23 protein-coding genes are annotated in these 23,984 nt (G+C 73.6%); 16 read left to right on the top strand and 7 right to left on the bottom strand.

The features are described 5' to 3' along the window. Positions 1 to 48: 48 nt before the first annotated feature. Positions 49 to 657, bottom strand: a complete 609-nt coding sequence (locus LDL48_RS37385) for a carbonic anhydrase (protein WP_225259894.1) — start codon at positions 655 to 657, stop codon at positions 49 to 51. A 144-nt stretch (positions 658 to 801) separates the two neighbouring features. Between LDL48_RS37385 and LDL48_RS37380 the strand changes: the two genes are divergently transcribed. Together LDL48_RS37380 and LDL48_RS37375 are read left to right on the top strand one after the other, a co-directional pair. Continuing rightward, positions 802 to 1,773 carry an alpha/beta fold hydrolase gene (locus LDL48_RS37380; protein WP_225259893.1) on the top strand — a complete coding sequence of 324 codons (972 nt, stop codon included), beginning with the start codon at positions 802 to 804 and terminating at the stop codon, positions 1,771 to 1,773. Positions 1,774 to 2,210: 437 nt separating this feature from the next. After that, positions 2,211 to 4,367, top strand: coding sequence for a HelD family protein (locus tag LDL48_RS37375; protein ID WP_225259915.1), 2,157 nt, complete (start codon positions 2,211 to 2,213; stop codon positions 4,365 to 4,367). A gap of 353 nt (positions 4,368 to 4,720) precedes the next feature. Here the strand turns inward: LDL48_RS37375 and LDL48_RS37370 are convergent, their stop codons facing one another. Next, the gene (locus LDL48_RS37370) at positions 4,721 to 5,650 is read right to left on the bottom strand and encodes an NHL repeat-containing protein (RefSeq protein WP_225259892.1); all 930 of its coding nucleotides are present in this window, start codon (positions 5,648 to 5,650) and stop codon (positions 4,721 to 4,723) included. A 137-nt stretch (positions 5,651 to 5,787) separates the two neighbouring features. Here LDL48_RS37370 and LDL48_RS37365 point away from each other — a divergent pair, with 137 nt between their 5' ends. The 3 genes from LDL48_RS37365 to surE all read left to right on the top strand — a co-directional run bounded on the left by LDL48_RS37365 (position 5,788) and on the right by surE (position 8,527). Next, positions 5,788 to 6,699: a cation diffusion facilitator family transporter gene (locus LDL48_RS37365; RefSeq protein ID WP_225259891.1), complete on the top strand. Its 912-nt coding sequence runs from the start codon at positions 5,788 to 5,790 to the stop codon at positions 6,697 to 6,699. Between the two features lie 61 nt (positions 6,700 to 6,760). Beyond that, positions 6,761 to 7,684: a 1-phosphofructokinase family hexose kinase gene (locus tag LDL48_RS37360; protein WP_225259890.1), complete on the top strand. Its 924-nt coding sequence runs from the start codon at positions 6,761 to 6,763 to the stop codon at positions 7,682 to 7,684. Continuing rightward, complete coding sequence (gene surE, locus LDL48_RS37355) at positions 7,685 to 8,527, top strand: 5'/3'-nucleotidase SurE (protein ID WP_225259889.1); 843 nt, start codon at positions 7,685 to 7,687, stop codon at positions 8,525 to 8,527. 4 nt (positions 8,528 to 8,531) lie between these two features. On the opposite strand, the gene LDL48_RS37350 is transcribed toward surE, so the two are convergent. Further along, positions 8,532 to 9,410 carry an alpha/beta hydrolase gene (locus LDL48_RS37350; RefSeq protein WP_225259888.1) on the bottom strand — a complete coding sequence of 293 codons (879 nt, stop codon included), beginning with the start codon at positions 9,408 to 9,410 and terminating at the stop codon, positions 8,532 to 8,534. A gap of 19 nt (positions 9,411 to 9,429) precedes the next feature. On the opposite strand from LDL48_RS37350, the gene LDL48_RS37345 reads away from it, so the two are divergent. After that, positions 9,430 to 10,194, top strand: coding sequence for a PIG-L deacetylase family protein (locus LDL48_RS37345; RefSeq protein WP_225259887.1), 765 nt, complete (start codon positions 9,430 to 9,432; stop codon positions 10,192 to 10,194). On the opposite strand, the gene LDL48_RS37340 is transcribed toward LDL48_RS37345, so the two are convergent. Both LDL48_RS37340 and LDL48_RS37335 read right to left on the bottom strand, forming a co-directional pair. Beyond that, positions 10,185 to 11,066, bottom strand: a complete 882-nt coding sequence (locus LDL48_RS37340; RefSeq protein WP_225259886.1) for a serine/threonine-protein kinase — start codon at positions 11,064 to 11,066, stop codon at positions 10,185 to 10,187. The genes LDL48_RS37345 and LDL48_RS37340 overlap by 10 nt on opposite strands. 75 nt (positions 11,067 to 11,141) lie before the next feature. Further along, the gene (locus LDL48_RS37335) at positions 11,142 to 11,510 is read right to left on the bottom strand and encodes an STAS domain-containing protein (RefSeq protein ID WP_225259885.1); all 369 of its coding nucleotides are present in this window, start codon (positions 11,508 to 11,510) and stop codon (positions 11,142 to 11,144) included. Positions 11,511 to 11,797: 287 nt separating this feature from the next. Here LDL48_RS37335 and LDL48_RS37330 point away from each other — a divergent pair, with 287 nt between their 5' ends. The 5 genes from LDL48_RS37330 (at position 11,798) to LDL48_RS37310 (ending at position 16,048) form a co-directional block, all read left to right on the top strand. Then, a complete protein-coding gene (locus LDL48_RS37330) occupies positions 11,798 to 12,304 on the top strand; it encodes a hypothetical protein (RefSeq protein WP_225259884.1) in 507 nt (168 codons plus the stop codon). A gap of 57 nt (positions 12,305 to 12,361) precedes the next feature. Continuing rightward, positions 12,362 to 12,937: a YdeI/OmpD-associated family protein gene (locus tag LDL48_RS37325; protein WP_225259883.1), complete on the top strand. Its 576-nt coding sequence runs from the start codon at positions 12,362 to 12,364 to the stop codon at positions 12,935 to 12,937. Positions 12,938 to 13,017: 80 nt separating this feature from the next. Next, the gene (locus tag LDL48_RS37320) at positions 13,018 to 14,445 is read left to right on the top strand and encodes a serine/threonine-protein kinase (protein ID WP_225259882.1); all 1,428 of its coding nucleotides are present in this window, start codon (positions 13,018 to 13,020) and stop codon (positions 14,443 to 14,445) included. Positions 14,446 to 14,481: 36 nt separating this feature from the next. Beyond that, positions 14,482 to 15,324, top strand: coding sequence for a MerR family transcriptional regulator (locus LDL48_RS37315; RefSeq protein ID WP_225259881.1), 843 nt, complete (start codon positions 14,482 to 14,484; stop codon positions 15,322 to 15,324). A 97-nt stretch (positions 15,325 to 15,421) separates the two neighbouring features. After that, positions 15,422 to 16,048, top strand: coding sequence for a hypothetical protein (locus LDL48_RS37310; RefSeq protein WP_225259880.1), 627 nt, complete (start codon positions 15,422 to 15,424; stop codon positions 16,046 to 16,048). Positions 16,049 to 16,102: 54 nt separating this feature from the next. On the opposite strand, the gene LDL48_RS37305 is transcribed toward LDL48_RS37310, so the two are convergent. After that, complete coding sequence (locus LDL48_RS37305) at positions 16,103 to 17,869, bottom strand: bifunctional metallophosphatase/5'-nucleotidase (protein WP_225259879.1); 1,767 nt, start codon at positions 17,867 to 17,869, stop codon at positions 16,103 to 16,105. A 128-nt stretch (positions 17,870 to 17,997) separates the two neighbouring features. Between LDL48_RS37305 and LDL48_RS37300 the strand changes: the two genes are divergently transcribed. The 5 genes from LDL48_RS37300 to LDL48_RS37280 are packed head-to-tail and all read left to right on the top strand — an operon-like array spanning position 17,998 to position 22,966. Next, on the top strand, positions 17,998 to 18,825 hold the full coding sequence (locus LDL48_RS37300; RefSeq protein ID WP_225259878.1) for a hypothetical protein: 828 nt from the start codon (positions 17,998 to 18,000) through the stop codon (positions 18,823 to 18,825). After that, entirely contained in the window at positions 18,822 to 19,385 is a 564-nt protein-coding gene (locus tag LDL48_RS37295; protein WP_225259877.1) for a DUF4129 domain-containing protein, read from the top strand. Before LDL48_RS37300 ends, LDL48_RS37295 begins: the two co-directional genes overlap by 4 nt. After that, a complete protein-coding gene (locus tag LDL48_RS37290) occupies positions 19,382 to 20,671 on the top strand; it encodes a DUF4350 domain-containing protein (RefSeq protein WP_225259876.1) in 1,290 nt (429 codons plus the stop codon). Before LDL48_RS37295 ends, LDL48_RS37290 begins: the two co-directional genes overlap by 4 nt. Further along, positions 20,668 to 21,639, top strand: coding sequence for an AAA family ATPase (locus LDL48_RS37285; protein WP_225259875.1), 972 nt, complete (start codon positions 20,668 to 20,670; stop codon positions 21,637 to 21,639). Before LDL48_RS37290 ends, LDL48_RS37285 begins: the two co-directional genes overlap by 4 nt. Before the next feature lie 7 nt (positions 21,640 to 21,646). After that, entirely contained in the window at positions 21,647 to 22,966 is a 1,320-nt protein-coding gene (locus LDL48_RS37280; protein ID WP_225259874.1) for a DUF58 domain-containing protein, read from the top strand. A gap of 5 nt (positions 22,967 to 22,971) precedes the next feature. On the opposite strand, the gene LDL48_RS37275 is transcribed toward LDL48_RS37280, so the two are convergent. Next, positions 22,972 to 23,967, bottom strand: coding sequence for a stage II sporulation protein M (locus LDL48_RS37275; protein WP_225259873.1), 996 nt, complete (start codon positions 23,965 to 23,967; stop codon positions 22,972 to 22,974). Between the last annotated feature and the right edge of the window lie 17 nt (positions 23,968 to 23,984).

Raw genomic sequence — 23,984 nt, 5'->3', positions numbered from 1 at the left:
CATCCGGAGAGCGCCTTTTTGCATCTACCGATGATCACGACAAGTTGATCAGCTGAGCAGGTCCACGCAGCCGGTGTCGAGGTCGTACACGGCGCCCACGACGGTGACCCGGCCGGCCGCGGTCGCCTCGCCCACGCCGGCCACCTCGCGGAGCCGCCGGACGGTCCGGCCCACGTGCGCCCGCATCGCCTTGGCGGCCACGTCCGGGTCGTCCAGGCCGACCGAGAGCACCGCCGGGGCGATCTCGTTCACCAGGTAGCCGAGGTCGCCGACCGGCTCGGCGTCGGCCCGCAGCGCGTCGACGGTGGCCTGGACGGCGCCGCAGCGCACGTGCCCCAGCACCATGACGAGCGGCACCCGCAACGCGGTGACCGCGAACTCGACGGAGCCGAGCACCGCCCGGTCCACCACGTGGGCACCGGAGCGCACCACGCAGATCGAGCCGAAGGTCTGGTCGAAGATCGCTTCCAGGGGTACGCGGGAGTCGATGCAGCCGACCACCACGGCGTGCGGCTGCTGGCCACCGGACGCCGCGGCGGCCGCCGAGACGTTGTGACCGTGTTCGGGACGCCCAGTGACGAAACGGCGGTTTCCAGCCACCAGTTCGGCAAGCGCGTCGGCGGAGTTGAGTGCGGGCACAGGCGCGGGAGCCGTCATAGTCCTTATTTTCTACGAGTGACGGCCGAGTGACAGAGGATGCGAGGCAGGTCACCTATACGCCCGTGGTGGCTTTTTCGGTTTGCAGGCGTGATGCTTATTACCCGTGGGTACAACGGGGCCGTGCGACTCACAGAGGTGCCCATGTCCGAACGCTCGGAAGCGATCCTCTCCGACGGCGTCCGGCTGTTCGTCGAAGCGTCCGGACCGGCCGACGCGCCGGTGACCGTCGTGCTGATGCACGGCTGGTGCCTGGACCGGCGCACATGGCATCACCAGGTCAGCGCGCTGGAGGCGGCGGGCGGCGCGCGCATCGTCCGGTACGACGCCCGCGGGCACGGCCGCTCCGGCGCCACCCGGCTGCACTCGGCCACGCTCCCCCAGCTCGGCCGCGACCTGGCCGAGGTGCTCCGGCGGTACGCCCCGCACGGTCCGGTCGTGCTGGCCGGCCACTCGATGGGCGGCATGACGATCATGGAGTACGCGGACTCGTACCCGGAGGAGTTCGCCGCCCGGATCGCCGGGCTGGTCTTCGTCTCCACCACCGCCGAGGGCCACACGCACACCCGGTACGGCCTGCCCGCCCAGCTGGCGACGCTGATGCGGGCCGGCGAGACGGCCGGGGCCGGACTGCTGGCCCGCTGCGGTGCCTGGCGCCCGCACCGCGCCGTGCTGCCGGTGCTGCGTCCCAGCGTCCGCTGGCTGCTGTTCGGCGACGACCTCGACGACGCGGCGCTGCAGGTGACCATGGACGCGGTGGGCCGCGCGCCGCTGCGCTCGATCGGCGGCTTCCGTCCGTCGATCGGGGCCCAGCAGCGACTGGACACGCTGGCCGCGCTGGGCGACGTACCGGCCGCCGCGCTGGTCGGCGACCGGGACCGGCTGACCCCACCGGCCTGCGCCGAGTCGATCGCCGGCGCGCTGCCCGGCACCGAGCTGACGGTCTGCCCCGGCGCCGGTCACATGCTGATGCTGGAACGCCCGGAGGCGGTGAACGCGGCGCTGACCACGGTGGTCGCCCGGGCCGCCGGGAGCACCCCGGTGGAGCGTTCCCGGCGCCGGCGCCGCGCCCACGCGCGGGACGAGCAGCGGGCCGGGTACGACCAGGCCGCCTAGGCTTCCCGGCTGAGCGCCTCGCCGAGCGCGGTGAGCAGGCGCTCGGTGCCCTCGACGCGGTACTTCGGCTGGTCCAGCCGTCCAGGTAGACGCCCTGCTCGGTGATCGTGACGACCCCCTCCCGGCCGCCCTCGCGGAAGTCGAACACCAGGTCTTCCTGCTGCGGCTCCGGACCCGGCCGACCTTCTCCGACCGCACCCGGCCGCTCCCCTCCAGCACCTGCAGGTGCTGGAGCACCACGGGCAGCGACATGGCCAGCGGCGCGGCCAGTTCCTTGACCGAGGCGGGGCCCCGGCGGTCGACCATGCTGCGCCGGGTGGTGTCAAGGGCGCGCCGCCGTCGACGAAGGCGCCCTAACCGGAGTAGGTTCGATTGCCCCCTGGCGTACCTGCCGGTGGCTACTGCCGTAAGAGAACCGTCCGGGGAGCATGACCGACTTGAGCGACGCCACCGTCCTGCAACAGGAGATCGCCGTCGAACAGGCGCACGTCGACCGGGTCTACGCCCGGCTCGGCGAGCTGCGCCGCGACGCGTCCCGCGCCGAGAAGGAGGGCTACCAGCTCGCCGGCGTCGGCACCTTCGGCGCCCTGGTGGAACGGGACGCGATGGTGTTCCACGCGGCCCGCCGCCGGCACGCGCTGGACACCGAGTACGAAGGGCTGGTGTTCGGCCGGCTCGACCTGCGGACCGGCGCCGTGCACTACGTGGGCCGGATGGGCATCCGGGACGAGAACTCCCAGCCGCTGGTGGTCGACTGGCGGGCACCGGCCGCGGCGGCGTTCTACCGCGCCACCGCCGCCGAACCGCTCGGCGTGATCCGCCGCCGCATGATCCAGTCCAGCCGGGAACGGGTCATCGGCATCGAGGACGACCTGCTCGACCCGGAAGCCGCGCCGGAGGACATGCGGGTCGTCGGCGACGGCGCGCTGCTGGCCAGCCTCTCCAAGGCCACCGGGCACGGCATGCGCGACATCGTGGCGACCATCCAGCGCGAACAGGACGACGCGATCCGCTCCCCCGCCTCCGGCGTGACGATCGTGACCGGCGGGCCCGGCACCGGCAAGACCGCGGTCGCGCTGCACCGGGCGGCGTACCTGCTCTATTCCGACCGCAGCCGGTTCGCCGGCGGCGGCATCCTGGTGGTCGGCCCCTCCGGGGTCTTCGTCACCTACATCGCCACCGTGCTGCCCTCGCTCGGCGAGGACACCGCCACGCTGCGCTCGCTCGGCTCCCTGGTGGTCGGGTACGACGCCCAGCGCGTCGACCCCACCCACGTGGCCGCCGTCAAGGGCTCACTGCGGATCCGCCGGGTGCTGGAACGCGCCACCCACGACGCGGTACCCGGCGCACCCACCGAGCTGCGGCTGCTCTACCGCGGCGCGCTGCTCCGCCTGGACGCCGCCGACCTGGACCGGATCCGCCGCCGGGCACTGCCGCGCGGCGCCCGCCGCAACGAGGTCCGCGGCGCCGGGTTCGACGGCATCTTCAACGCCCTGTGGACGCAGGCCCGCACGCAGAAGGTGACGAACCTGCCGGAGAAGCCCGACTTCGAGGCGGAACTGGCCGACCGCGGCGACTTCCGCGACTTCCTGCGCGCCTGGTGGCCCCGGCTCACCCCGATGCGGGTGCTGGGCTGGCTGGCCGAACCGGGCCGGCTGCGGGCGTACGCGAACGGTCTGCTCTCCCGCGACGAGATCGGCACCCTGCAGGGCTCGTTCGACGGGCTCGCCGAGCACGGCCCGACGATCGCCGACGTGGCGCTGCTGGACGAGCTCGACGAACTGATGGGCCGTCCGAAGCAGGCCGCGAAGAAGACCCGGAACCCGTTCCACGTACGCGACGGCGTGCAGGAGGTCAGCACGTACGCGGACCGGCAGGCGGCCACCCGCGCCCAGCAGACCCAGCGCGAGGACGACTACCGGGACTACGCCCACGTGGTGGTGGACGAGGCGCAGGACGTCTCGCCGATGCAGTGGCGGATGATCGGCCGCCGCGGCCAGTACGCCTCCTGGACGGTGGTCGGCGACCCGGCCCAGACGGCGTGGTCGGGCGACCCGGCGGAACTCGACCGGGCCCGCGACCGGGCGCTCGGCTCCCGCAAGCGCAGCACGTACGCGCTCACCACGAACTACCGCAACTCGTCCGAGATCTTCGCGGTGGCCGCCTCGGTGATCCGTACCATCATGCCGGACCTGCCGTTGCCGTCCGCGGTGCGCAGCACCGGCGTGGACCCGGTGGACGAGGTGGTGCCGGCGGCGGGCCTGGCGACCGCGGTCCGGCAGGCCACCGAGAAGCAGCTCACCGACGTCGACGGGACGATCGGCGTGATCACCCCGGTGCCGCGCCGCGAGGAGATGGCGGCGTGGGTGGCCGGGCTGCCGGAACGGGTCCAGGTGGTCAGCGTGCTCGAGGCCAAGGGCATGGAGTACGACGCCGTGGTGCTGGTCGAGCCGGGCGAGGTGGCGGTCGACGCCAGCGGGGTCCGGACGCTGTACGTGGCGTTGTCCCGGGCGACGCAGCGCCTGACCACGGTGGGTACCGATCCGGCGTGGCGCCCGGCGATGATTCCGCGCGGTACGCAGACCCTGTTCTGAGCGGCGCCGCTTACCGCGTTGGGGGGGGGGGGGGGGGGGGCCCCCGCCCCCCCCCCCCCCCCAACGCGGTTTCCCCGTGGCGTCCGGACCGTGCCGACAGTGCTCGGAGCAGGGAAGTGCTCAGCGGCGCCGTGTGGAACTCCGGTGAGGAACCCACCGCTACTCCACACACGCCACCGTGACGGCGCACCCGTGTGCCACTGCGGCTCGGAGCGCGCCACAACACCACACATGCCACTGCGACGGCGCACCCGTGTGCCACTCCGGCTCGGAGCGCGCCACAACACCACGCGTTGTCGGGGCGGTGGGAGCGTGCCGGCGGCCCGGTCGGGACGGCGGCACCCCGGTGATCGCTACGGGATCGGGACGGCCACCGCGGTGTACGGGGTGGTCGGCTCGGCGGGCGTGGTGAACCGGGCGTTCGGCAGGTAGAAGCGGCCGCCGTACTCGGCGATGGTGGTGGGTACGTCGAAGCGCGGGTCGCCGGTGCGGGAGACCACCTCGCCCCGCGTGCCGGCGCGGTTGAGCTTGATCTTCGCGATCTGGTTGAGGCGGTTCTGGACCACGTACAGGGTGCGTCCGCGCAGCCAGAGGCCGTCGCCGTTGCCGACGGTCTCGCCACCCAGGTCGATCTCGGTGGTGACGCCGGCGTACGTGGTGTGGAAGAGCTTGCCGGTGTTGGCCTGCACGATGATCAGCGCGCGTCCGTCCGGCGTGGGGCTGATGCCGTTGGCGTTGGGGCCGGGTGTGGCGTAGGCGATGGCGCCGGTGAGCGGGACCGCGGTGGCCGCGGACGGCAGCGCGCCGTGCCGGCCGAGCGGCAGCTTGAACAGGGTCGGGTTGGTGGAGTCGGTGTACCAGGCGGCGCCGCCGGTGAGCGTGACGTCGTTGATGAACGCGGGGACGGTCTGCAGCCGGTAGGAGGCCAGCACGGCCCCGGTGCGCGTGTCGATCACCCGGGCGTCGCCGCCGGAGCCGCCGGCCACGAAGAGGCGGCCCCGGCCGTCGACCTTCATGCCGAGGGACTGGGTGCCGGGGCCCTCGCTGATCACCCGGCCGCGTCCGGTGCGCAGGTTGACGCGGTAGATGTCGCCGTCGACGCGGGAGCCGAAGTAGGCGTACGGCTGCTTGCCGATCGCGATGCCCTCGGGCTGGAAGCCGGCGGGCAGGTCGAGCGTGGTGGGCGCGGCGGGACGGTGGGACCCGGCGCCGGCGGCCGGCGGGGCGACGAGCGTGACTGCCAGGGCGGTCGACACCACGATCGCGACGGTACGTCTGGACATGAGGTGGTTTCCTCCAGGTGGGAACGGCCTTCGTTCCTCAGTGCATACCCCGGGAATGACAATCCAGTTCAACTTGCACACATAGCGATGTGAACATATATTGGCCGGGGTCAAACGCCGCGACGGAGGGTTGAGGCATGGGAGCCGGGCACGACCACGGCGCCTCCGCGGCGCACGCCGGCGGGCAGCACCGGATCCGCCTGTGGTGGGCGGCGGGACTGCTCGCCGCGTTCATGATCGTCGAGGCGGTGGCCGCGCTGGTCACCGGATCGCTGGCGTTGCTCTCCGACGCCGGCCACATGTTCACCGACGTGCTCGGCATCGCGATGGCGCTCGCCGCCATCACCGCGGCCGGCCGGGCGGGCACCGATTCGCAGCGCACCTTCGGCCTCTACCGGCTCGAGGTGCTCGCCGCGCTGGCGAACGCGCTGCTGCTCACCGGCGTGGCGGTCTACGTGCTGATCGAGGCGGCCCGCCGGTTCACCGACCCGCCGGACGTGCCGGCCGGCTGGATGCTGCTGGTCGCGACCGGCGGCCTGCTGGTCAACCTGGTGGCGTTCGCGCTGCTCCGGGACGGTGCCCGGGAGAGCATCAACGTGCGCGGCGCCTACCTGGAGGTCCTGGGCGACCTGCTGGGCTCGGTCGGCGTCATCGTGGCCGCGGCGATCATCGCGGTGACCGGCTGGTCGTACGCGGACCCGATCGTCGCGGTGCTCGTGGCGCTGATGATCCTGCCCCGGACGTTCGCGCTCGGCCGGTCCGCCGTCCGCATCCTGGTCCAGGCCGCACCCCGCCACCTGGACGTGGGCACGGTGCGCGACCGCCTCGCCGCGGTCCCCGGCGTCTGCGACGTGCACGACCTGCACGTCTGGACGCTCACCTCGGGCATGGACGTGGCCTCGGCCCACCTCAGCCTGGACCCGGACGCCGAACTCGGCGCGGTGCTCGCCAGTGCCCGCGACGCACTCCACGAGGACTTCTCGATCGACCACGCCACGCTCCAGGTGGAGCCGGTCGGCGCCGGGCGGTGCACACCGGTCGGCTGGTGAGCCGGGAGGACAGTTCGCCGAACGGCGCGCGGCATCGCAGAACATCAGTGAAAATTGGGACATGAGTGCGGTCATGGTGTTCGCTCCGGCCCCCCAGCTGACGGTGACCATCGAGCAGCAGCACGACCAGCCGGAGCTGCACGTCCACCCCGGCGGGCAGGGCATCTGGCAGACCCGCATGATCACCTCGCTGGGCGCCGAGGTCACTCTGGTGGCCGCGGTCGGCGGCGAGGTCGGCGCGGTGCTGGAGCCGCTGCTCGCGTTCGAGGGCGTCACGGTGCGGACCGTGCACCGCGGTTCCGGCAGTGGGTGGTACGTGCACGACCGGCGCAGCGGCAGCCGCGAGGAGATCGCCGAGCAGCCCGGCGTCCCGCTGTCCCGGCACGTCCTGGACGAGCTGTACAGCCTGGCCCTGGCGGAGGGCCTGCGGGCCGGCGTGGCGGTGCTGAGCGGGCCGGCGCACCCCTCGGTGATCGGTCCGGACGTGTACCGGCGGCTCGCCGGCGACCTCGGCGCGAACGGCTGCCGGGTGATCGCCGACCTGTCCGGCGACCACCTGGCCGCGGTGCTGGAGGCCGGGCTGCACGTGGTGAAGGTGAGCCACGAGGAACTCATCGCGGACGGCCGGGCCGCCGACGACTCCCCCGGCGAGCTGATCAAGGCGCTCCACCGGCTGCACACCGACGGCGCCGGGACGGCACTGGTCTCGCGCAGCGACGCGGGGGCGTACGCGCTGATCGACGACCGGGTGTACGAGGTCGGCATGCCGACACTGGCACCCGCCGAGACACGTGGCGCCGGCGACTCGATGACCGCCGGCGTCGCGGCCACCCTGGCCCGCGGCGGCGACCTGGCCCAGGCGGTCCGCACCGGCGCGGCCGCCGGCGCACTCAACGTCACCCGGCACGGCCTCGGCACCGGCCACGCCGACGCGGTCCGGGTACTCACCGAGCGGGTCGACCTGACCCCGATCAAGGCGGACTAGATGAGCGAACGCATCCTGATCACCAACGACGACGGGATCGAGGCGCCGGGCATCCGGTGGCTGGCCCGGGCCGCGCAGCGCGCCGGATACGACGTCGTGGTCGCCGCGCCGCTCACCGAGGCCAGCGGGAGCAGCGCCGCGATGACCGCGGTGGAGAAGGACGGCAAGATCGTGGTGGAGCCGCGGGAACTGACCGGGGCGCGCAACATCCCGGCGTACGCGGTCGCGGCCTCCCCGGCGTTCATCGTGCTGCTGGCGCTGCGGGAGGCGTTCGGCGCGGTGCCGACCGTGGTGCTGTCCGGCATCAACCGGGGCGCCAACGCGGGGGCCGCGGTGATCCACTCCGGTACCGTCGGCGCCACCCTGACCGCCTCGCACGCCGGCCTGCGCGGGCTGGCCGTCTCGCTGGACGTGCTCACCCCGGCCGCGGCCAGTTCGTCCAGCGGCGGCGCGGCGATCGCCGACCTCGACAAGGTGGACGACGAGCAGCGGCACTGGGACAGCGCGGCGAACCTGGCCGTGCAGCTGCTGCCCACGCTGACCCACACGCCGCCCGGCACCGTGCTCAATCTGAACGTCCCGGACCTGCACTGCGACGGGATCCGCGGGCTGCGCCGGGCCCGGCTGGCCCGGTTCGGCCAGGTCCAGGTGAGCATCGCGGAGGCGGGCGAAGGCTTCGTCCGGACCGCGGTGCAGGCCGCCGAGGAGGCCCTCGAGCCGGACACCGACCTGGCCGCGCTGGCCGACAACTACGCGGTGGTGACGCCGATCCGGGCGCCCGGCGAGGCCACCGACGTACGCCTGAACCTGGAGTCGATCCGGGTGCAGTCCCCGGCGCTCTGACCGGTCACACCGACAGCCGGCGCAGCGCACCGGCGATCTGGCCGACCGCGGCGTGCGCGGCGTCGAACAGCGCGAGCTTGCGGACGAAGTTGTGGTTGACGCCCTGGTAGCGGGCGCACACGACGGGTACCCCGGCGGCCTGCAGCCGGGCCGCGTACCGCTCCCCCTCGTCGCGCAGAATGTCCAGCTCGGCGGTGACCACCACGGCCGGCGGCAGCCCGGCCGGGTCGGCGGCCAGCGGGTTCAGGTCGGGGTCCGCCCGGTCCACCCCGGGCGGCGCGAACGCGTCCCAGAAGAACCGCATCTCGTCGGTGTGCAGCCCGTAGTCGTCCAGGTCGGGGTAGGCCATGGCGGGGTCGAGCGCCGGGCAGATCAGCACCTGCGCGGCGACCGGGAGGCCGGCGTCCCGGGCCCGGCGCGCCACCACCGCGGCGAGATGCGCGCCCGCGGAGTCACCGCCCACCGCCACCCGGGGGGCCGCGCGCCGCAGCCAGCCCAGCGCCCGTTCCACGTCGTCGACCGGCGCCGGGTACGGGTGTTCCGGGGCGCGCCGGTAGTCGACCGCGAGCACCGACCAGCCGCTCGCCGCGGCCAGGTGCCGGCACAGCCCGTCGTGGGTGTCCAGGTCGCCCAGCACCCAGCCGCCGCCGTGCGCGTAGAGCAGCGCGGGCGCGTCGGCCGCGCCGGTGCGGTACCACCGGGCGGGTACGCCGTCCGCGTCCACGTCGGCGACGCTGTGCAGCTGCGGCCCCGTTCCGACCTCGGCCGGCACGGCGTCGACCATGCTGCGCCGCACCTCCGCGAGGCGGGCGACGGTGAGCGGTACCCGGTGCTGAGTCTGCATCGCGACACGGGCCTGGAAGTGGAGGCGGGAGAGGTCCATCGGGGTGCACAGTAGCGGCATGACTGAGTTGCTGCCCGCGCTGCCTGAGGACTGGGAACGGTGCCTCGCGGTGGCGGCGCATCCCGACGACATCGAGTACGGCACGGCGTCCGCGGTCGCCCGCTGGACCACCCAGGGCAAGCAGGTGACGTACCTGCTCGCGACCCGCGGCGAGGCGGGCATCGACGGCATCCACCCGGCGCAGGCGGCGCCGCTGCGGGAGCAGGAGGAACGCGCGGGCGCCCGGGAGGTGGGCGTCGACGTGGTGGAGTTCCTGGACCACCGGGACGGCGTGGTGGAGTACGGCCTGGACCTGCGCCGGGACATCGCCCGGGCGATCCGCCGGCACCGCCCCGAGGTGATCGTCTCCGGGGCGTTCACGGTCCGGATGATGGGCGGCATGCCGAATCAGGCGGACCACCGGGTGGTCGGGCTGGCGACGCTGGACGCGGCCCGGGACGCCGGCAACCGGTGGATCTTCCCGGAGCTGCTGGACGAGGGTCTGGAGCCGTGGGGCGGGGTACGGCTGGTGGCGTTCGCCGGCGCGGAGCGGCCGACCCACGCGGTGGACGTGACCGGGGAGCCGCTGCGGCGCGGGATCGCCTCGCTGGAGGCGCACGCCGAGTACACCAAGGGCCTGGGCGCGGGCGGCCCGGAGCCGGGTCCGATGCTGACCTGGATGGCGCGGATGGGCGGCCCGGCGCTGGGCGTCGCCGAGGCGGTGCTCTTCGAGGTCTACCAGCTGGCCTTCACCGGTCCGCCGCCGTGGGCGGATCAGTTGTAGGAGGGTTCCAGCAGGCGTACCCCGGTGTGGTGCAGCACCGACCACAGCGCGAGCGCGACGTCCGCGCTGGCCGGGCGGTCCGCCGGGTTCTTCGCCATGCAGGCGCGGACCAGGTCGCGCACCTCGCCGGCCAGGCCCGGGACCGCGAGCACGGGGGTGGGCGCGAGGTGGCCGGCGCGGCCCGAGGCGAGGATGGTGGCGGCCACCGCCCGGGGGTACGGTGAGTGCCCGACCAGCATCTCGTAGAGCAGCACGCCGAGCGTGTAGACGTCGTCGGCGGGGTGCGCGAACTGGGTCTTCGGGTGCGTCGGGAGCACCCCGCGCGGCTGGTGGGACCGGATCACCAACGGGCCGGTGACGGCGTTGACGTCCCGCAGCGCCGCGGTGGCCAGCCCGAAGTCGATGATCTTCACACCGTTCGCGGTGATCATCACGTTCCGGGCGGTGAGGTCGCGGTGGACCACGCCGCGGCGGTGGGCGACGGCCAGCACGTCGGCCACGCTGGCCGCGATGCGGACCGCCTCCGGCCAGTCCAGCGGCCCGCCGGCCAACTTCTCGGTGAGCGGGACGCCGGAGAGCAGTTCCAGCACGACGTACGGCACCACGGTGCCGTCCGGCAGCGGCGCGTCGCCGTACTCGAAGACCCGCGGCACGCCGGGGTGGCGCAACCGGTGGGTGATCAGCGCCTCACGCCGGACGTCGTCGCGGGCGCCGGGGTCGTCGGCCATCGTGGGGGCCAGCACCTTCACCGCGAGCCGGCGGCCGCGATGGGCGTCGACCGCCGAATACACGGTCGAGACACCGCCCTGGCCGATCGCCCTCATCAGGACGTACCGCCCCAGGATGGGGGTGCCGAGCGGGAGTCGCGCCACGGGCCGCACTATTCCCTACCGGACAGCACGGCATCAAGCCGGATCATCAAGGCTTAACGTAACGGTCACCGGCGGTCAGGCGCCCGACACGGCGGGCTGCCCGGTGGGGTCGACGCAGTCGGGACAGGGTTCCGGATTGCCGAACAGGCCGAGCAGGCCGGTGATCCAGAGCTGGCGGTGCGCGAACCGGCTCGGACGGGTGACCACGAGTTTCACGCTGCTGATGCTGGCGAGCTGGAAGGCACCGACGAGGGCGGTGATGCCGGTGGAGTCGATGAAACTGACGCGCTCCATGTTGAGCTCGATGCGGCTGGGCCGGCCGGCCGCGAGCTGCGCGGCCACGGTGTCCCGGATCTCGTACGCGTTCTCGACGTCGATCTCGCCCGCGGGTGCGACCTCCACACCACCGTCAGCAAGCGTCGATGTCGTTATCGACAGCGTCACGCCTCTTACCTCCACCCACCCGGGGCGTGCCCCGGGCGTCTACTCGTCGGGGGCGGCGTTGACTACCCCCACGGGGTTCGGTGAAACTGCCTCAACGCTAGTCACCGAACCTGACAGATGCCTGTGTACGTCATCTGAACCGGCCCCAGCCTACCCAGGTATGTCGAGCGTTTTTACCGACGTGATGCTGTCCACAGCCGACACATCGGCGCGCCCCGGGCCACGTTTGCCGTTCCGCCGGTCCGGGCAGGGGTAGAACCAGTACCGGCGAGCAGGAGGTAGGACGGATGTTTTCCCGTACCAGTAGAGCCGAGCGCACGGCCGCCCAGGCGTGGGACTACCTGTCGTCCGCCGTGGCCTCGGCCGGCGACAGCGCGCGTGAGGCCGGCCGGCACACGGTCGACGTGACCAGCACCACCGCGGCCAGCCTGGCCGGCGAGGCCAGCCGTAGAGGCACGAAGCTGGCAAATCGCGCGGGTCGAAAGAGCACGAAGCTCGCGAAGCGGACGAACCGCCAGAGCGCCAAGTTGGCGAACCTGGCCGGCACCAAGGTGAACTCGGTGGCCGACGAGGCGTGGACCCGGGCGAACGCGGCCGCCAACGCGCTGGCCGGCCAGAAGCCTGGCCTCCCGTGGGGCCTGATCGTGGGCGCCGGCCTGATCGGCGTGGCGGTCGGCTGGGCCGCCGCCTCGGCCGCCCGGGCCGCGCTCGAGCGGCAGGCCGAGCAGGAGGAACTGGAACTCGCGGAGACCGCGGTCATCGTGACCCCGGCCACCAGCGCGCAGGAGAGCTGACTCCGGTCCGGCCGCCGGGCGGAGCCCTTTGCCGCCCGGCGGCCCTACGCTGTCCGGATGGAACCTGTGTTCTTCGCCTCCTCGGCGGAGTTGCGTGCCTGGTTCGAACGGCACCACGAGGACCAGCCGGAGCTGCTGGTCGGCTACTGGAAGAAGGGCAGCGGCCGGACCGGTGTCACCCATGCCGAGGCGATCGAGCAGGCGTTGTGCTTCGGCTGGATCGACAGCGTCGGCCGCCGCATCGACGACCAGCGCTACCAGGTCCGCTTCACCCCGCGGCGCACCGGCAGCGTGTGGAGCGCGGTGAACGTGGCCACCGTGGCGCGGCTCACCGAGCAGGGGCTGATGCACCCGGCCGGGATCCGGGCGTTCGAGCAGCGCCGCCCCGATCGGGTGGCGACGTACTCGTACGAGCAGCCCGCGGACGCCGTGCTCAGCCCGGACCAGGAGCAGCGGCTGCAGGCGGACGCGGCGGCCTGGGAGTGGTTCCGAAGCCAGGCGCCGTCCTACCGCCGGGCGGCCGTGCACTGGGTGGTCAGCGCGAAGCGGGCGGACACCCGGGAACGCCGGCTGGCCCAGTTGATCAGCGATTCGGCGGCCGGCCGCAGGGTGCCCCCGCTGCACCGCAGGTAAGGCTTCCGCTTTGTACAGTTGAGCGTCACTCAGGTCTGCCGTCGCGCATGACGACGGCCCCGATCAGATAAGGTCCGCTGGTGCTGGATGCCGGACACCTGCTGGACAACCGTTACCGGTTGGACGAGCGCATCGCCACGGGCGGTATGGGCGACGTGTGGAAGGGCACCGACGTGGTGCTCGGCCGCATCGTCGCGGTCAAGGTGCTGCGCTCGGCGATGATGACCGACCCGGAGTTCGCCGCGCGGTTCTACGGCGAGGCCCGGATGATGGCCGCGTTCCGGCATCCCGGCGTGGTCGAGGTCTACGACTACGCCAGCGCCGGCGACTCCGCGGACGAGGAGCAGTGCGCCTACCTGGTGATGGCGTACGTCGAGGGCGAACCGCTGTCCACCCGGCTCAAGGAGGCCGGCCGGCTCAGCGTCGAGGAGACCATGTCGATCGTCGCCCAGGCCGGCGACGCCCTGCATGCCGCGCACCTGAACGGCACGGTGCACCGCGACGTCAAGCCCGGCAACCTCATCGTCAAGCCCACCGGCGCGGTGATCCTGGTCGACTTCGGGGTCGCCCGGTCCGCCGCGGTGACCAGCGTGACCGGCCTCAACGCGATCGTCGGCACCGCGCTCTACATGGCACCCGAGCAGGTCGCCAAGGGCAACGTCACGCCGGCCACGGACATCTACGCGCTGGGCGCGGTGGCGTACCACTGCATCGCCGGCCATCCGCCGTTCGACGGCGACAACGCGCTGCAGGTGGCGCTGCGGCACCTGGACGAGGACCCGGAGCCGCTGCCGGACGAGGTGCCGCTCGCGGTCCGCGAACTGATCACCCGGGCGATGGCGAAGCATCCGGAGGACCGGTTCGAAAGCGCCGCCGAGTTCGCCGACGCCGCCCTGGCCGCGGTCGCCACGGACGCCACCACCACGGTCACCCCCGGGGTCACCGGGACCGGCCTGACCCGGACCGTGCTGACCGCGGCGCCGGTCGCTGCCGCGGCGGCGCCCACGACGCCCGTACCCCGGCACTCCGCTCCGCCGCCGAGGCCGTCGGCGGCCCGGCGGTCCCGTGCCCAGCTGGCCGTGCTGCTGACCGTCATCGCCCTGATCCTGACCGCGACCGGCCTCGCGTTCGCCCTGGTCCTCGGCGACAACGACGGCGACAACCCGCCGGTCACCCCGGCCGCCACCACGCCGGCCGAGCCGACCGAGAGCGCCGAGCCGGAGGTGCCGGCCGCGCCGCCTCCGTCGGACGAGGAGACCCGGCGGACCACCCGGCCGAACGGCGAGGCGCCCCGGCCGACCCGCACCACCACGCCGCCCCCGACCACCACGCCGACCACCCCGCCCACCACGACGACCCCGCCGACCACGACCCCGACCACGCAGACCACGACGACGACCCCGCCGACGCAGACCACGACCACCACGACACCGCCGGGAAACCCGGACAGCGACGGCGGAAACGACGGCGGTGGCGGAAACGCGGACGGCGGCACCGCCGGAGGTTGACCCGGACACCGTGTCAGGGCTCAGCATCGGGGGATCATGTTCACCATCGGAGACTTCGCCCACCTGGGCCGGGTGTCGGTCCGGATGCTGCGCCACTACGACGCGATCGGCCTGATCCGGCCCGCCCGGGTCGACAAGTCCAGCGGCTACCGCTACTACGCTGCGGCCCAGCTGACCCTGCTCAACCGGGTGGTCGCGCTCAAGGACCTCGGCTTCACGCTGGAGCAGGTGCAGACCATGATCGACGACAAGGTCGGTACCGCCGAACTGCGCGGCATGCTGCGGCTGCGCCGTGCCCAGCTGGCCGAGCAGATGGCCGAGGACCAGGCGCGCCTCGCCCGGGTGGACACCCGTCTCCGGCTGATCGAGACCGAGGGCCACATGGACACCGCCGACGTCGTCCTCACGTCGGTACCGGCGCTGCGGGTCGCCGAGCTGTCCGCGCCGTGCGCCGGATACGACGGCCCGTACATCACGTCCGCGCTGAGCCCGCTGTATCCGGTGCTGATGGACCGGATGACCGCCGCCGGGGTACGGATGAGCGGCGCACCGATCGCCTACTATCTGCCCGCGCCCACCGGCCCCGGCGACGAGTCGATCACCGTGCACGCCGCCTTCCCGTTCACCGGTGACGTGCCGGCCGACCCGGGGTTCGCCGTGGTGGACCTGCCGCCGGTCCGGTACGCGGCCACGCTGCTGCACCACGGCCCGATGTCCGAGGCGTTCCGCACCGAACAGATCATCGCCCGCTGGATCGACGACCACGGCTATCGCACCATGGGCTGCGGCTACGCCCGCGAGGTGTACCTGGAATGCCCGCCGGACGACCACGGCCGGTGGGTGACCGAGATGCAGGTGGCGGTCAGCCCGGGGACCTGACCGCCCGGGAACACTCAGGTGGGGCCGCCGGGCGTCGATGAGACGACCACTCTGGCACGGCGCTGCGCCACGGTTGCTACCGGAAAGGCCACCCCGCATGACCACCCAGACCCCGTACGGCGCGGATCCCGCGGTCCCGCCGCAGGCCTACCCGACCAACCCGCCCTGGGCCACGCCGCCCCCACCGGACCAGCCCCCGGCGTACGGCCCGCCGGCCCCGTACGCGCCGCACGGGCAGTTGCTGGTGCCGTTCCCGGAGGAGATGCACAACGCCGCCCGGCCCGACCCGCCGTCCTGGTGGCCGGTAGTCGCCTGGACGTGGGTCTTCGGCCCGCTGGGCGCGATCGCCGCGGCCCGGCGCGCCGAGCAGGCCCGGCGGGGACGCAACGGCGTCGCACCGTACTGGGTGGCCTGGGCGGTGGTGACCGCCGTGTGGGTGCTCGGGTTGGCCGTCTCGGTGGCCGTCGCGGTCCCCACCTACCTGACCATCAAGGAGAACGCCACCACCAAGCTGGTGCAGAGCAAGCTGGTCGGCGACGGTCAGCTGACCGAGACGGCGCGGGTCACCGCGACCAGGGCCGCCTGCACGCCGGTCGGAGCCCGCGGGACGGACGGTCTGCGCCGGTACGACTGCGTGCTGACGTTGAACGACGGGCGTACCGCGTCGCTCACCGTCACGGCGGACGCCGACGGCGTGTGGACGGCCGTGCCGGCGCGGAAGTAGAGGACCCGTGGCGCACCCCCGGCGGGGAGGGTGCGCCACGCCTCTGTACCGGGGTCAGGCCCCGAAGACCGGCTCGCCGGCCCGGACCAGCCGCCAGTTCGGTACGAAGAAGTCCGCCGGGTCGATCACCCCGCGGGCCTGTGCCCAGTCGATCAGCAGCTGGCGGATCTCCTGCTGGGCGTTGTAGACCTGCCCGGTGACGATGCCCGGGAAGTTGCCGCCGCCGGAGCGCCGGTAGTTGTTCACCGCCACCACGAACCGGGCGGCCGGGTCGACACCGCGCAGGGTGATCCGCTCCCCCACCGGCCGGCTGATGTCGATGTCGTAGTCGACGCCGGAGAACACGTCGTAGTTGTAATCCGGCACCGCCGGGTCGTTGAGGTCGGCGGGCACCACCGGCGCGCCCGGCGCCAGCGTGCGGAAGTACTTCGCCGAGTACTCCAGGTACGCCTTGACCTCGGCGCCGGTGAGGATCACCGCCTCCAGCGTGTTGTCATAGATGTAGAGCCCGGCCACATCCTTGATCTTCACGTCGCCCTGCGGGAACACCGCGGTGCGGCTGAACGGCGCCGCGATGGACAACACCGGCAGGCCGGCGTGCTCGGTGCCGGCCAGCGCGGCGGTCACCGTGTCGGTCTGCACCCGGTTGATGAAGTCCAGGATCGGCGTGTCCCGGTAGCGCGACTCGGCCGCGGACAGCTCGACGGTCGACCGGGCCACCACCTGGTTGACGTACGCGACGGTCCGGGTGTGCTGGGCGCGCACCGCGGCGAGCACCGCCGGGTCCTCTCCGACCGTGTTCGAGTTCAGCGTGGTGGACTTCTTCCCGGTGACCGTCCAGCGTCCCCGGGACCGGGTCAGCGTGAAGTCCATCCTGGTCAGCCGCTGCCCCCACCGGGACGGCTCGGACAGCAGCACCTGCTCCCCGGTGGCCAGGTTGGTGACGAACCGCTGCGGCACGTCGGCGTGCGCGTGGCCGAACAGGATCGCGTCGATGCCCGGCACCCGCTCCGCGATCAACGCGCTCGGGTTCTCCACCGGCAGCTCCGGACCGTAGCTGGAGGTGCCGCTGTCCCCGCCGTGCGCCGAGATCAGCACCACGTCGGCGCCGCGGGCCCGCATGATCGGCACCCACTTCGCAGCGGTCGCCACCAGGTCCTCGAAGCGGAGCCTGCCCTCCACGTGCACCCGGTCCCAGATCGCCGTGCCCGGGTTGGTCAGCCCCAGGATGCCGACCCGCAGCGTCGGCGCGTGCCGGCCGAGCGAGACCCGCTTGATCACGTACGGCGTGAAGGCCGGCCGGCCGGTGCGCACGTCCACCGCGTTCGCGGCCAGCGCCGGGAACCCGAGCTGGCGGATCCACAGGTTCAACAGCGGCAGCCCGTAGTTGAACTCGTGGTTGCCGAGCGTCACCGCGTCGTAGTGCAGCACGTTCATGGCCCGCGCCATCGGGTGCTTCGCGCCGGTGGTGGTGATCGGCTCCTGCTTGGCGTAATAGGTGGCCAGCGGCGTGCCCTGGATCGTGTCGCCGGCGTCCAGCACGAGCGTGGTGGTGTCCCGCTCGGCGCGGATCTGGTTGACCAGCGAGGCCAGCTTGGCCACACCGACGTCGTTGTGGGCGCTGTCGTCGTACTCGGTGTCCTTGTAGTAGTCCCAGTTGTAGACGTTGCCGTGAGTGTCCGACGTACCCAGCACGGTGAGGTGGTAGGTCGTGGTCTTCGGGGCGGCCGCGGCGCCGCCGGAGACGGCGAGCGGGGCGGCCGCGGAGGCGGCCGAGGCGGCCAGCACGGCACGCCGGGAGACGCCGGGGGTGAAGGTCATGGAGGAACCTTTCGGAAGTCGAACGGACGCCTCGTGAGCGCCTTCCGCACCATAACCGTCGATGCATCATCGGGCGAGGGTGGCGGATGCCCGCTGAGCCGGTGACCTCATCACCTAGGATTCGCGCCATGTCTGCGCAGCCGGAGTTGCCGCTGCGCCCGATGACGCTCGGCGAGCTGCTGGACGCGGCGATGGCGCTGCTGCGACGCCGGGCGCTGCCGTTGTTCGGCGCCGCCGCCGTGCTGGCCGGGGCCGAGCAGCTGGCGCTGGCGCCGATGCGGAAGGCCGCGTACCTGTCGCCGCCGTTCTACGGGCCCGCCGAGGAGCACGTCGGCGCCTGGTGGGCGGTCACCGCGCTGGGCTTCGGCACCGAGATGACGATCCTCACGCTGCTCGGCGCAATCGCCGCGGCCGCCGCGGGGCCGGCGCTGCTCGGGCTGCCGGTGCGGGACCGGCAGCTGTGGCGGCGGGCCCGGCCGGTGGCCACCGGCGTGGCGGCGGTGCTGCTCGGGGCGATGGCCGCGGTGGGCGCGTTCCTCGGGCTGCTGCCCTGGGTGGTGGTGTTCGGGCTGTGCGCGATGACCGCGCCGGCGCTGGTCATCGACCGGGCCCGGCATCCGGTGGGCCGGTCGCTGGTGCTGGCCGCCCGGTCCGGGCTGCGCGGCTTCTGGGTGCTGCTGGTCGCGTACCTGACCTGGCTGGCGATCCGGTTCGCGCTGGGCGCCGGCTGGTCCGCGATTGCCGAGGCGGTCACCGGGTCCCAGCCGGCCTGGGAGGCGTGGCTGCACCCGGTCTCGTGGGGACTGGCCAACACCGTGGCGTACGCCGCGCTGGCCTGCGTGTCCGCGGTGCTGCTGCTGGACGTGCGGGTGCGTACCGAAGGTCTGGACATCGCGGTCAGCCGGGCCCGCAGCCGCGGCACCGACGTCGAGTCGACGCTGGTGCACGCGCCGTGACCCGGGCCTGGGACGAGCTGGCCGCCGCGGTCTTCGACGTGGTGCCGCCCGGCGTGCTGCTGCTGTTGTCGCTGCTCGCGGCGGGAGTGATCGCGGCGCTGTGGTACTGGTTCCCGGCCTGGGTGCCGCGCCGGCTGCCGCGCTGGCGACTGCGCCGGCGCCGCCGCAAGAAACCGGCCGCGCCGGTCCAGGCCGCGGAGACCGCCCCGCCGACGAGCACGCCTGCGCGCCCCGCCGACGAGACCACCGTGGTGGTACGGGACGGCATGTCGCTGGCCGACCGGTACGCGGCCGAGGGCCGGTACGCCGAGGCGATCCGGCAGCGGCTGCGCGACGCGGTGGGTGACCTGGTGGCCGCGCGGGTGGTGGCCCCGCAGCCGGGCTGGACCGCGGCCGAACTGGCGGCGGTCGCCGCGACCCAGCGGCCCGGAGTCGCGGGCCCGCTGGGCGAGGCCACCGAGCTGTTCTCCGAGATCTGGTACGGCGACCGGCCCGCGCACCGCGATCACGACGAGCACATGCGCGCGCTGACCGCCCAGGTCCGGGCGGGTGCGCGGTGACCGCCCTGCGCAGCCGGCGGCTGCGGGTGGTGCTGCCGTTCGCGGTCGTCCTGGTGCTGGCGCTGACCACCTGGATCGCGCACGCGGTGCAGCAGCCGGACCCGACCGAACCGTCGTTCCTCTCCCCGGTCAGCGACGCCGGCGACGGCGCCCGCGCCCTGGCCGACCGGCTCACCGCGGCCGGAGTCACGGTGGACCGGCACACCAGCACGCTGGACGCGCTGGCCGCCGCGAACACCGGCGACGCGACGCTGCTGGTGACCGCGCCGGGACTGGTCCACCCGGAGTACCTGCAGGAGATCACGTCGTCCGGCGCCCGGGTGGTGCTGGTGGCGCCGGAACGCCAGGCGCTGTCCGACGCCCAGCTGTTCGTGCCGCTCACCGGCCCGCGGTGGACCGCGGCGGCGCCGGAGCCGGGCTGCGCGCAGCCGTTCGCCACCGCGCCGGCCGCGGTGCTGCGCTGGTCCTACGGCGAGGCGCCGGACGAGGTGTTCCGCTGCTACGGCGGCGGGGTGGTGGAGATGGTCACCGACGACGCCGCGGTCACGCTGGTGGGTGCGCCGGACCCGTTCCGCAACGACCGGCTGGACGAGCACGGCAACGCCGAGTTCGCGGTCGGGCTGCTGTCCCGCAGTTCCCGGCTGGTGTGGCTGGACCTGCACCGGCAGGAGACCCCGCCGCCGACCCCGGAGCCGACGATCCGCACGCTGGAACCGGAACCGGCGGACCCGGGCGGCGAGGAGGAGTACCCCGAGCAGGAGCAGTTCGAGGAGCCGGCGCAGCCCGGTCCCGGCGAGCCGCAGGACGGCGGCCAGGCCGAGCAGACGCAGCCGAACCCGCTGGCCGAGGCGTTCCCGCCGGCGTTCTGGGCCACCGTGCTGCTGCTCGCGCTGGCCGCGCTGGCGCTGGCCGCCGCGTCCGCCCGGCGGCTCGGCACGCCGGTGGCCGAGCCGCTGCCCAGCCGGGTCCGGGCGGCCGAGACGGTACGCGGGCTGGGCGGCCTGTACCGCCGGTCCCGGGCGCGCGACGCCTCACTGGCGACCGTGCAGGCGGCGGCCTGCCGGCGGCTCGCCGACCACTTCGGGCTGCCGCCGGACAGCACGCTGGACGTGGTGGCCGGCCGGGTCGCGGCCGAGACCGGGTGGCCCGAACACGAGATCCGGGCACTGCTCGGCGGCGGGGTCGAGGACACCGACGAGGACCTGGCCGAGAAGGCCGCGGCCGTGCAGAACCTGGTACGAACCGTGACCGGGCATCAAGCAATGATCGAGGGGACTGTGACGTGACGACGGCTTCTGTGGACGCCGCGGGGGCGCGGGACGCGCTGGGCCGGCTCCGGGTCGAGGTGGCCAAGGCGGTGGTGGGACAGGACGCGGTGATCAGCGGGGTGGTGATCGCGCTGTTGTGCAGCGGCCACGTCCTGCTGGAGGGCGTGCCCGGGGTCGCCAAGACCCTGCTGGTGCGGTCGCTGGCGGCGGCACTCGACCTGGAGACCAAGCGGGTGCAGTTCACCCCGGACCTGATGCCGGGCGACGTGACCGGCTCGCTGATCTACGACGCGCGCACCGCCGCCTTCAACTTCCGCCCCGGGCCGATCTTCACGAACCTGCTGCTCGCCGACGAGATCAACCGGACTCCGCCGAAGACGCAGGCGGCGCTGCTGGAGGCGATGGAGGAACGCACGGTCAGCACGGACGGGGTGCCCCGGCGGCTGCCGGAACCGTTCATCGTGGCGGCCACCCAGAACCCGATCGAGTACGAGGGCACCTACCCGCTGCCGGAGGCGCAGCTGGACCGCTTCCTGCTGAAACTGTCCGTGCCGCTGCCCGAGCGGGAGGACGAGCTGAACGTGCTGCGGGCGCACCACCACGGCTTCGACCCGCGCGACCTCAAGGCCGCCGGGGTGAGCCCGGTGGCGACCGCCGCCGATCTGGCGGCCGGGCGCGAGGCGGTACGCCGGGTCAGCGTCACCGAGCCGGTGCTGGCGTACATCGTCGACCTGTGCCGGGCCACCCGGGTGTCGCCGGCGCTGGAACTGGGCGCCTCCCCGCGGGGCAGCACCGCGCTGCTGGCCGTGGCGAAGGCCCGGGCCTGGCTCAGCGGCCGCGACTACGTGGTGCCGGACGACGTGAAGGCGTTCGCACTGCCCACCCTGCGGCACCGGGTGCGGCTGCGGGCCGAGGCCGAACTGGACGGCGTGACCACCGACTCGGTGCTGCGCGCGGTCCTCGCCGCCGTACCGGCCCCGCGCTGAGCCGGCCGTGGTGACCTGGCGCTTCGCGCTGCTGCTGGCGGCCGGTGGGCTGCTGCCCGCGCTGCTGCCGTCGCCGTGGCTGATGGCGCTGGCGGTGGTCATCATCGCGGTGGCGGTGGCGGTGATCGACGCGGTCGCGGCGGCCCCGCTGACCGCGGTGACGCTGCGCCGGGCCGGCGACACCACGGTGTGGCTGGGCCGGACCGCGACCGTCACGCTGACCGTCGGCAACACCTCGGGGCGCCCGATGTGGCTCTCGCTGCGCGACAGCTGGGTGCCGTCGGCGGGCACCGGCAACGCGGAACATCGGCTGCGGCTGCCCGGCGGCGCGGAGGAGCCGGTGGTCACCACGCTCGTACCGACCCGGCACGGCGACCGTCCCGCGGTGCGGGTGACGCTGCGGTCGTACGGGCCGCTGGGGCTCGCGTACCGGCAGCGCGGCCAGGCGTGGAACGCGGGCGTCACGCCGCCCTGGACGCTGCGGGTGCTGCCGGACTTCCCGTCCCGGCGGCTGCTGCCGGAGAAACTGGCCCGGCTGCGGGTCTTCGACGGTGCGGTGGTGACCCGGGGGCGGGGCCAGGGCACCGAGTTCGACGCGCTGCGCGAGTACGTGATCGGCGACGACGTGCGCTCGATCGACTGGCGGGCCAGCGCCCGTACCCATGATGTGGTGGTCCGCACCTGGCGGCCGGAGCGCGACCGGCGGGTGCTGTGCCTGCTCGACACCGGCCGCACGTCCGCGGCCCGGATCGGCGACGAGCCCCGCCTGGACGCCGCCATCGACGCGGCCCTGCTGCTCAGCGTGCTCGCCACCCGCGCCGACGACCGGGTGGACCTGCTCGCGGTGGACACCGCGGTCCGGGCCCGGGTGCAGGGCGGCGGCCACCGGGCCAAGGTGTCCCGGCTGATCAACGCGATGGCGTCGCTGGAACCGGCCCTGGTGGAGACGGACTTCGGGCTGGCGGTGGCCGAGCTGATGCGCCGCGACCACAAGCGTGCCCTGGTGGTGGTGTTCACCGCGCTGGACGCGGCGCCGCTGGTGGAGGGCCTGCTGCCGATGCTGTCCCGGATCTCCACCCGGCACCGGGTGGTGGTGGCCAGCGTGCGGGACCCGGAGACGGCCCGGCTGGCGGTGCTGCCGGAGGCGGGCGCCACCGCCGAGGACGTACACCTGGCCGCGGCCGCCGAACTGGCCCTGGCGGAACGGGACCGGGTCCAGGCGGTGCTGCGCCAGCAGGGCGTGATCGTGGTGGACCAGACCCGGGAGTCGTTCGCGTCCCGGGTGGCCGACGTGTACCTGGAACTGAAGGCGGCCGGCCGGCTCTAGACCGGTCAGCGCATCGGGACTTCGGCGGCGCCGTCCTGCTCGGTGAGGTCCGCCGACGCCCGGCGCCGGTGCGCCGCCCCGCCGACCCCCAGCGCGTACCCCAGGAACAGCAGCCAGACCAGCGCGCCGATGGCGATCCGCAGCACCGCCGGCAGCGACGACGGCGTCACGTACGCCTCCAGCAGGCCGGCCACGCCGAGCGTGAGCGCCAGGCCGAGGGCGACCAGCATGCCGCTGCGGGCCCGTTCGGCCAGCGCCTGCCCGCGGGTGCGGTGCGGGCCCGGCGCGATCCACGCCCAGCCGATCCGCAGGCCCACCCCGGCGCCGACGAACACACAGGTCAGTTCCAGCAGGCCGTGCGGCGCGATGTAGGTGAAGAAGGTGTCGCCGGCGTCCGCGCCGATCATCACCCCGCCGGTGACGCCGATCGAGAGCAGGTTCGCGCCGAGCAGGTACAACACCGGGATGATGAGTACGCCGGACGCCAGGCACTGCGCGGTGAGCAGGGCGTTGTTCGTCCACACCAGGGCGGCGAAGTTCTGCGCCTGGAACTCGCTGTAGTAGCCGACGAAGTCGTTGGCGACCAGCTGCTGGATGTCCTCGTCGCTCATGAACAGCGCGGCCACGTCCGGGTTCGCGGCGACGTACCGCATCAGCGCGCCGCCGAGCACCACGCAGAGCACGCCGACGCCGATCCACCACCACCGGGCCCGGTACAACTCGCCGGGGAGCGCGCTGGTGAAGAACCGGGCCACCGGCTGCCAGGAGAAGCGGCGCCCGCCGGTGATCGCGGCGCGGGCGGCCAGCACCAGCCGGGACAGCCCGGCGATCAGCACCGGGTCCGGCGAGCGGCTGCGGACCAGCGACAGGTGGGTGGCGGCGCGCTGGTAGAGCAGCACCAGCTCGTCCGCCTCGTCCGGGGACAGCCGGCGCTTGCGGGTCAGCGTCTCCAGGCGGTTCCACTCGCCGCGGTGCTCGGCCACATACGCGTCGAGGTCCACCGCCGCAGCGTAGCCCG

Origin of the sequence: Jidongwangia harbinensis (assembly GCF_020216025.1) — a bacterium.
Classification (GTDB): domain Bacteria; phylum Actinomycetota; class Actinomycetes; order Mycobacteriales; family Micromonosporaceae; genus Actinoplanes; species Actinoplanes harbinensis.
Note: the sequence above shows the minus strand (reverse complement) of the source record. Positions and strands in the feature narration are given on the sequence as shown.

Coding starts and splice junctions, on each gene's coding strand:
- LDL48_RS37385 (WP_225259894.1), bottom strand. CDS start 657: ATGACGGCTCCCGCGCCTGTGCCCGCACTCAACTCCGCCGACGCGCTT.
- LDL48_RS37380 (WP_225259893.1), top strand. CDS start 802: ATGTCCGAACGCTCGGAAGCGATCCTCTCCGACGGCGTCCGGCTGTTC.
- LDL48_RS37370 (WP_225259892.1), bottom strand. CDS start 5,650: ATGTCCAGACGTACCGTCGCGATCGTGGTGTCGACCGCCCTGGCAGTC.
- LDL48_RS37365 (WP_225259891.1), top strand. CDS start 5,788: ATGGGAGCCGGGCACGACCACGGCGCCTCCGCGGCGCACGCCGGCGGG.
- LDL48_RS37360 (WP_225259890.1), top strand. CDS start 6,761: ATGAGTGCGGTCATGGTGTTCGCTCCGGCCCCCCAGCTGACGGTGACC.
- surE (WP_225259889.1), top strand. CDS start 7,685: ATGAGCGAACGCATCCTGATCACCAACGACGACGGGATCGAGGCGCCG.
- LDL48_RS37350 (WP_225259888.1), bottom strand. CDS start 9,410: ATGGACCTCTCCCGCCTCCACTTCCAGGCCCGTGTCGCGATGCAGACT.
- LDL48_RS37345 (WP_225259887.1), top strand. CDS start 9,430: ATGACTGAGTTGCTGCCCGCGCTGCCTGAGGACTGGGAACGGTGCCTC.
- LDL48_RS37330 (WP_225259884.1), top strand. CDS start 11,798: ATGTTTTCCCGTACCAGTAGAGCCGAGCGCACGGCCGCCCAGGCGTGG.
- LDL48_RS37325 (WP_225259883.1), top strand. CDS start 12,362: ATGGAACCTGTGTTCTTCGCCTCCTCGGCGGAGTTGCGTGCCTGGTTC.
- LDL48_RS37315 (WP_225259881.1), top strand. CDS start 14,482: ATGTTCACCATCGGAGACTTCGCCCACCTGGGCCGGGTGTCGGTCCGG.
- LDL48_RS37310 (WP_225259880.1), top strand. CDS start 15,422: ATGACCACCCAGACCCCGTACGGCGCGGATCCCGCGGTCCCGCCGCAG.
- LDL48_RS37305 (WP_225259879.1), bottom strand. CDS start 17,869: ATGACCTTCACCCCCGGCGTCTCCCGGCGTGCCGTGCTGGCCGCCTCG.
- LDL48_RS37300 (WP_225259878.1), top strand. CDS start 17,998: ATGTCTGCGCAGCCGGAGTTGCCGCTGCGCCCGATGACGCTCGGCGAG.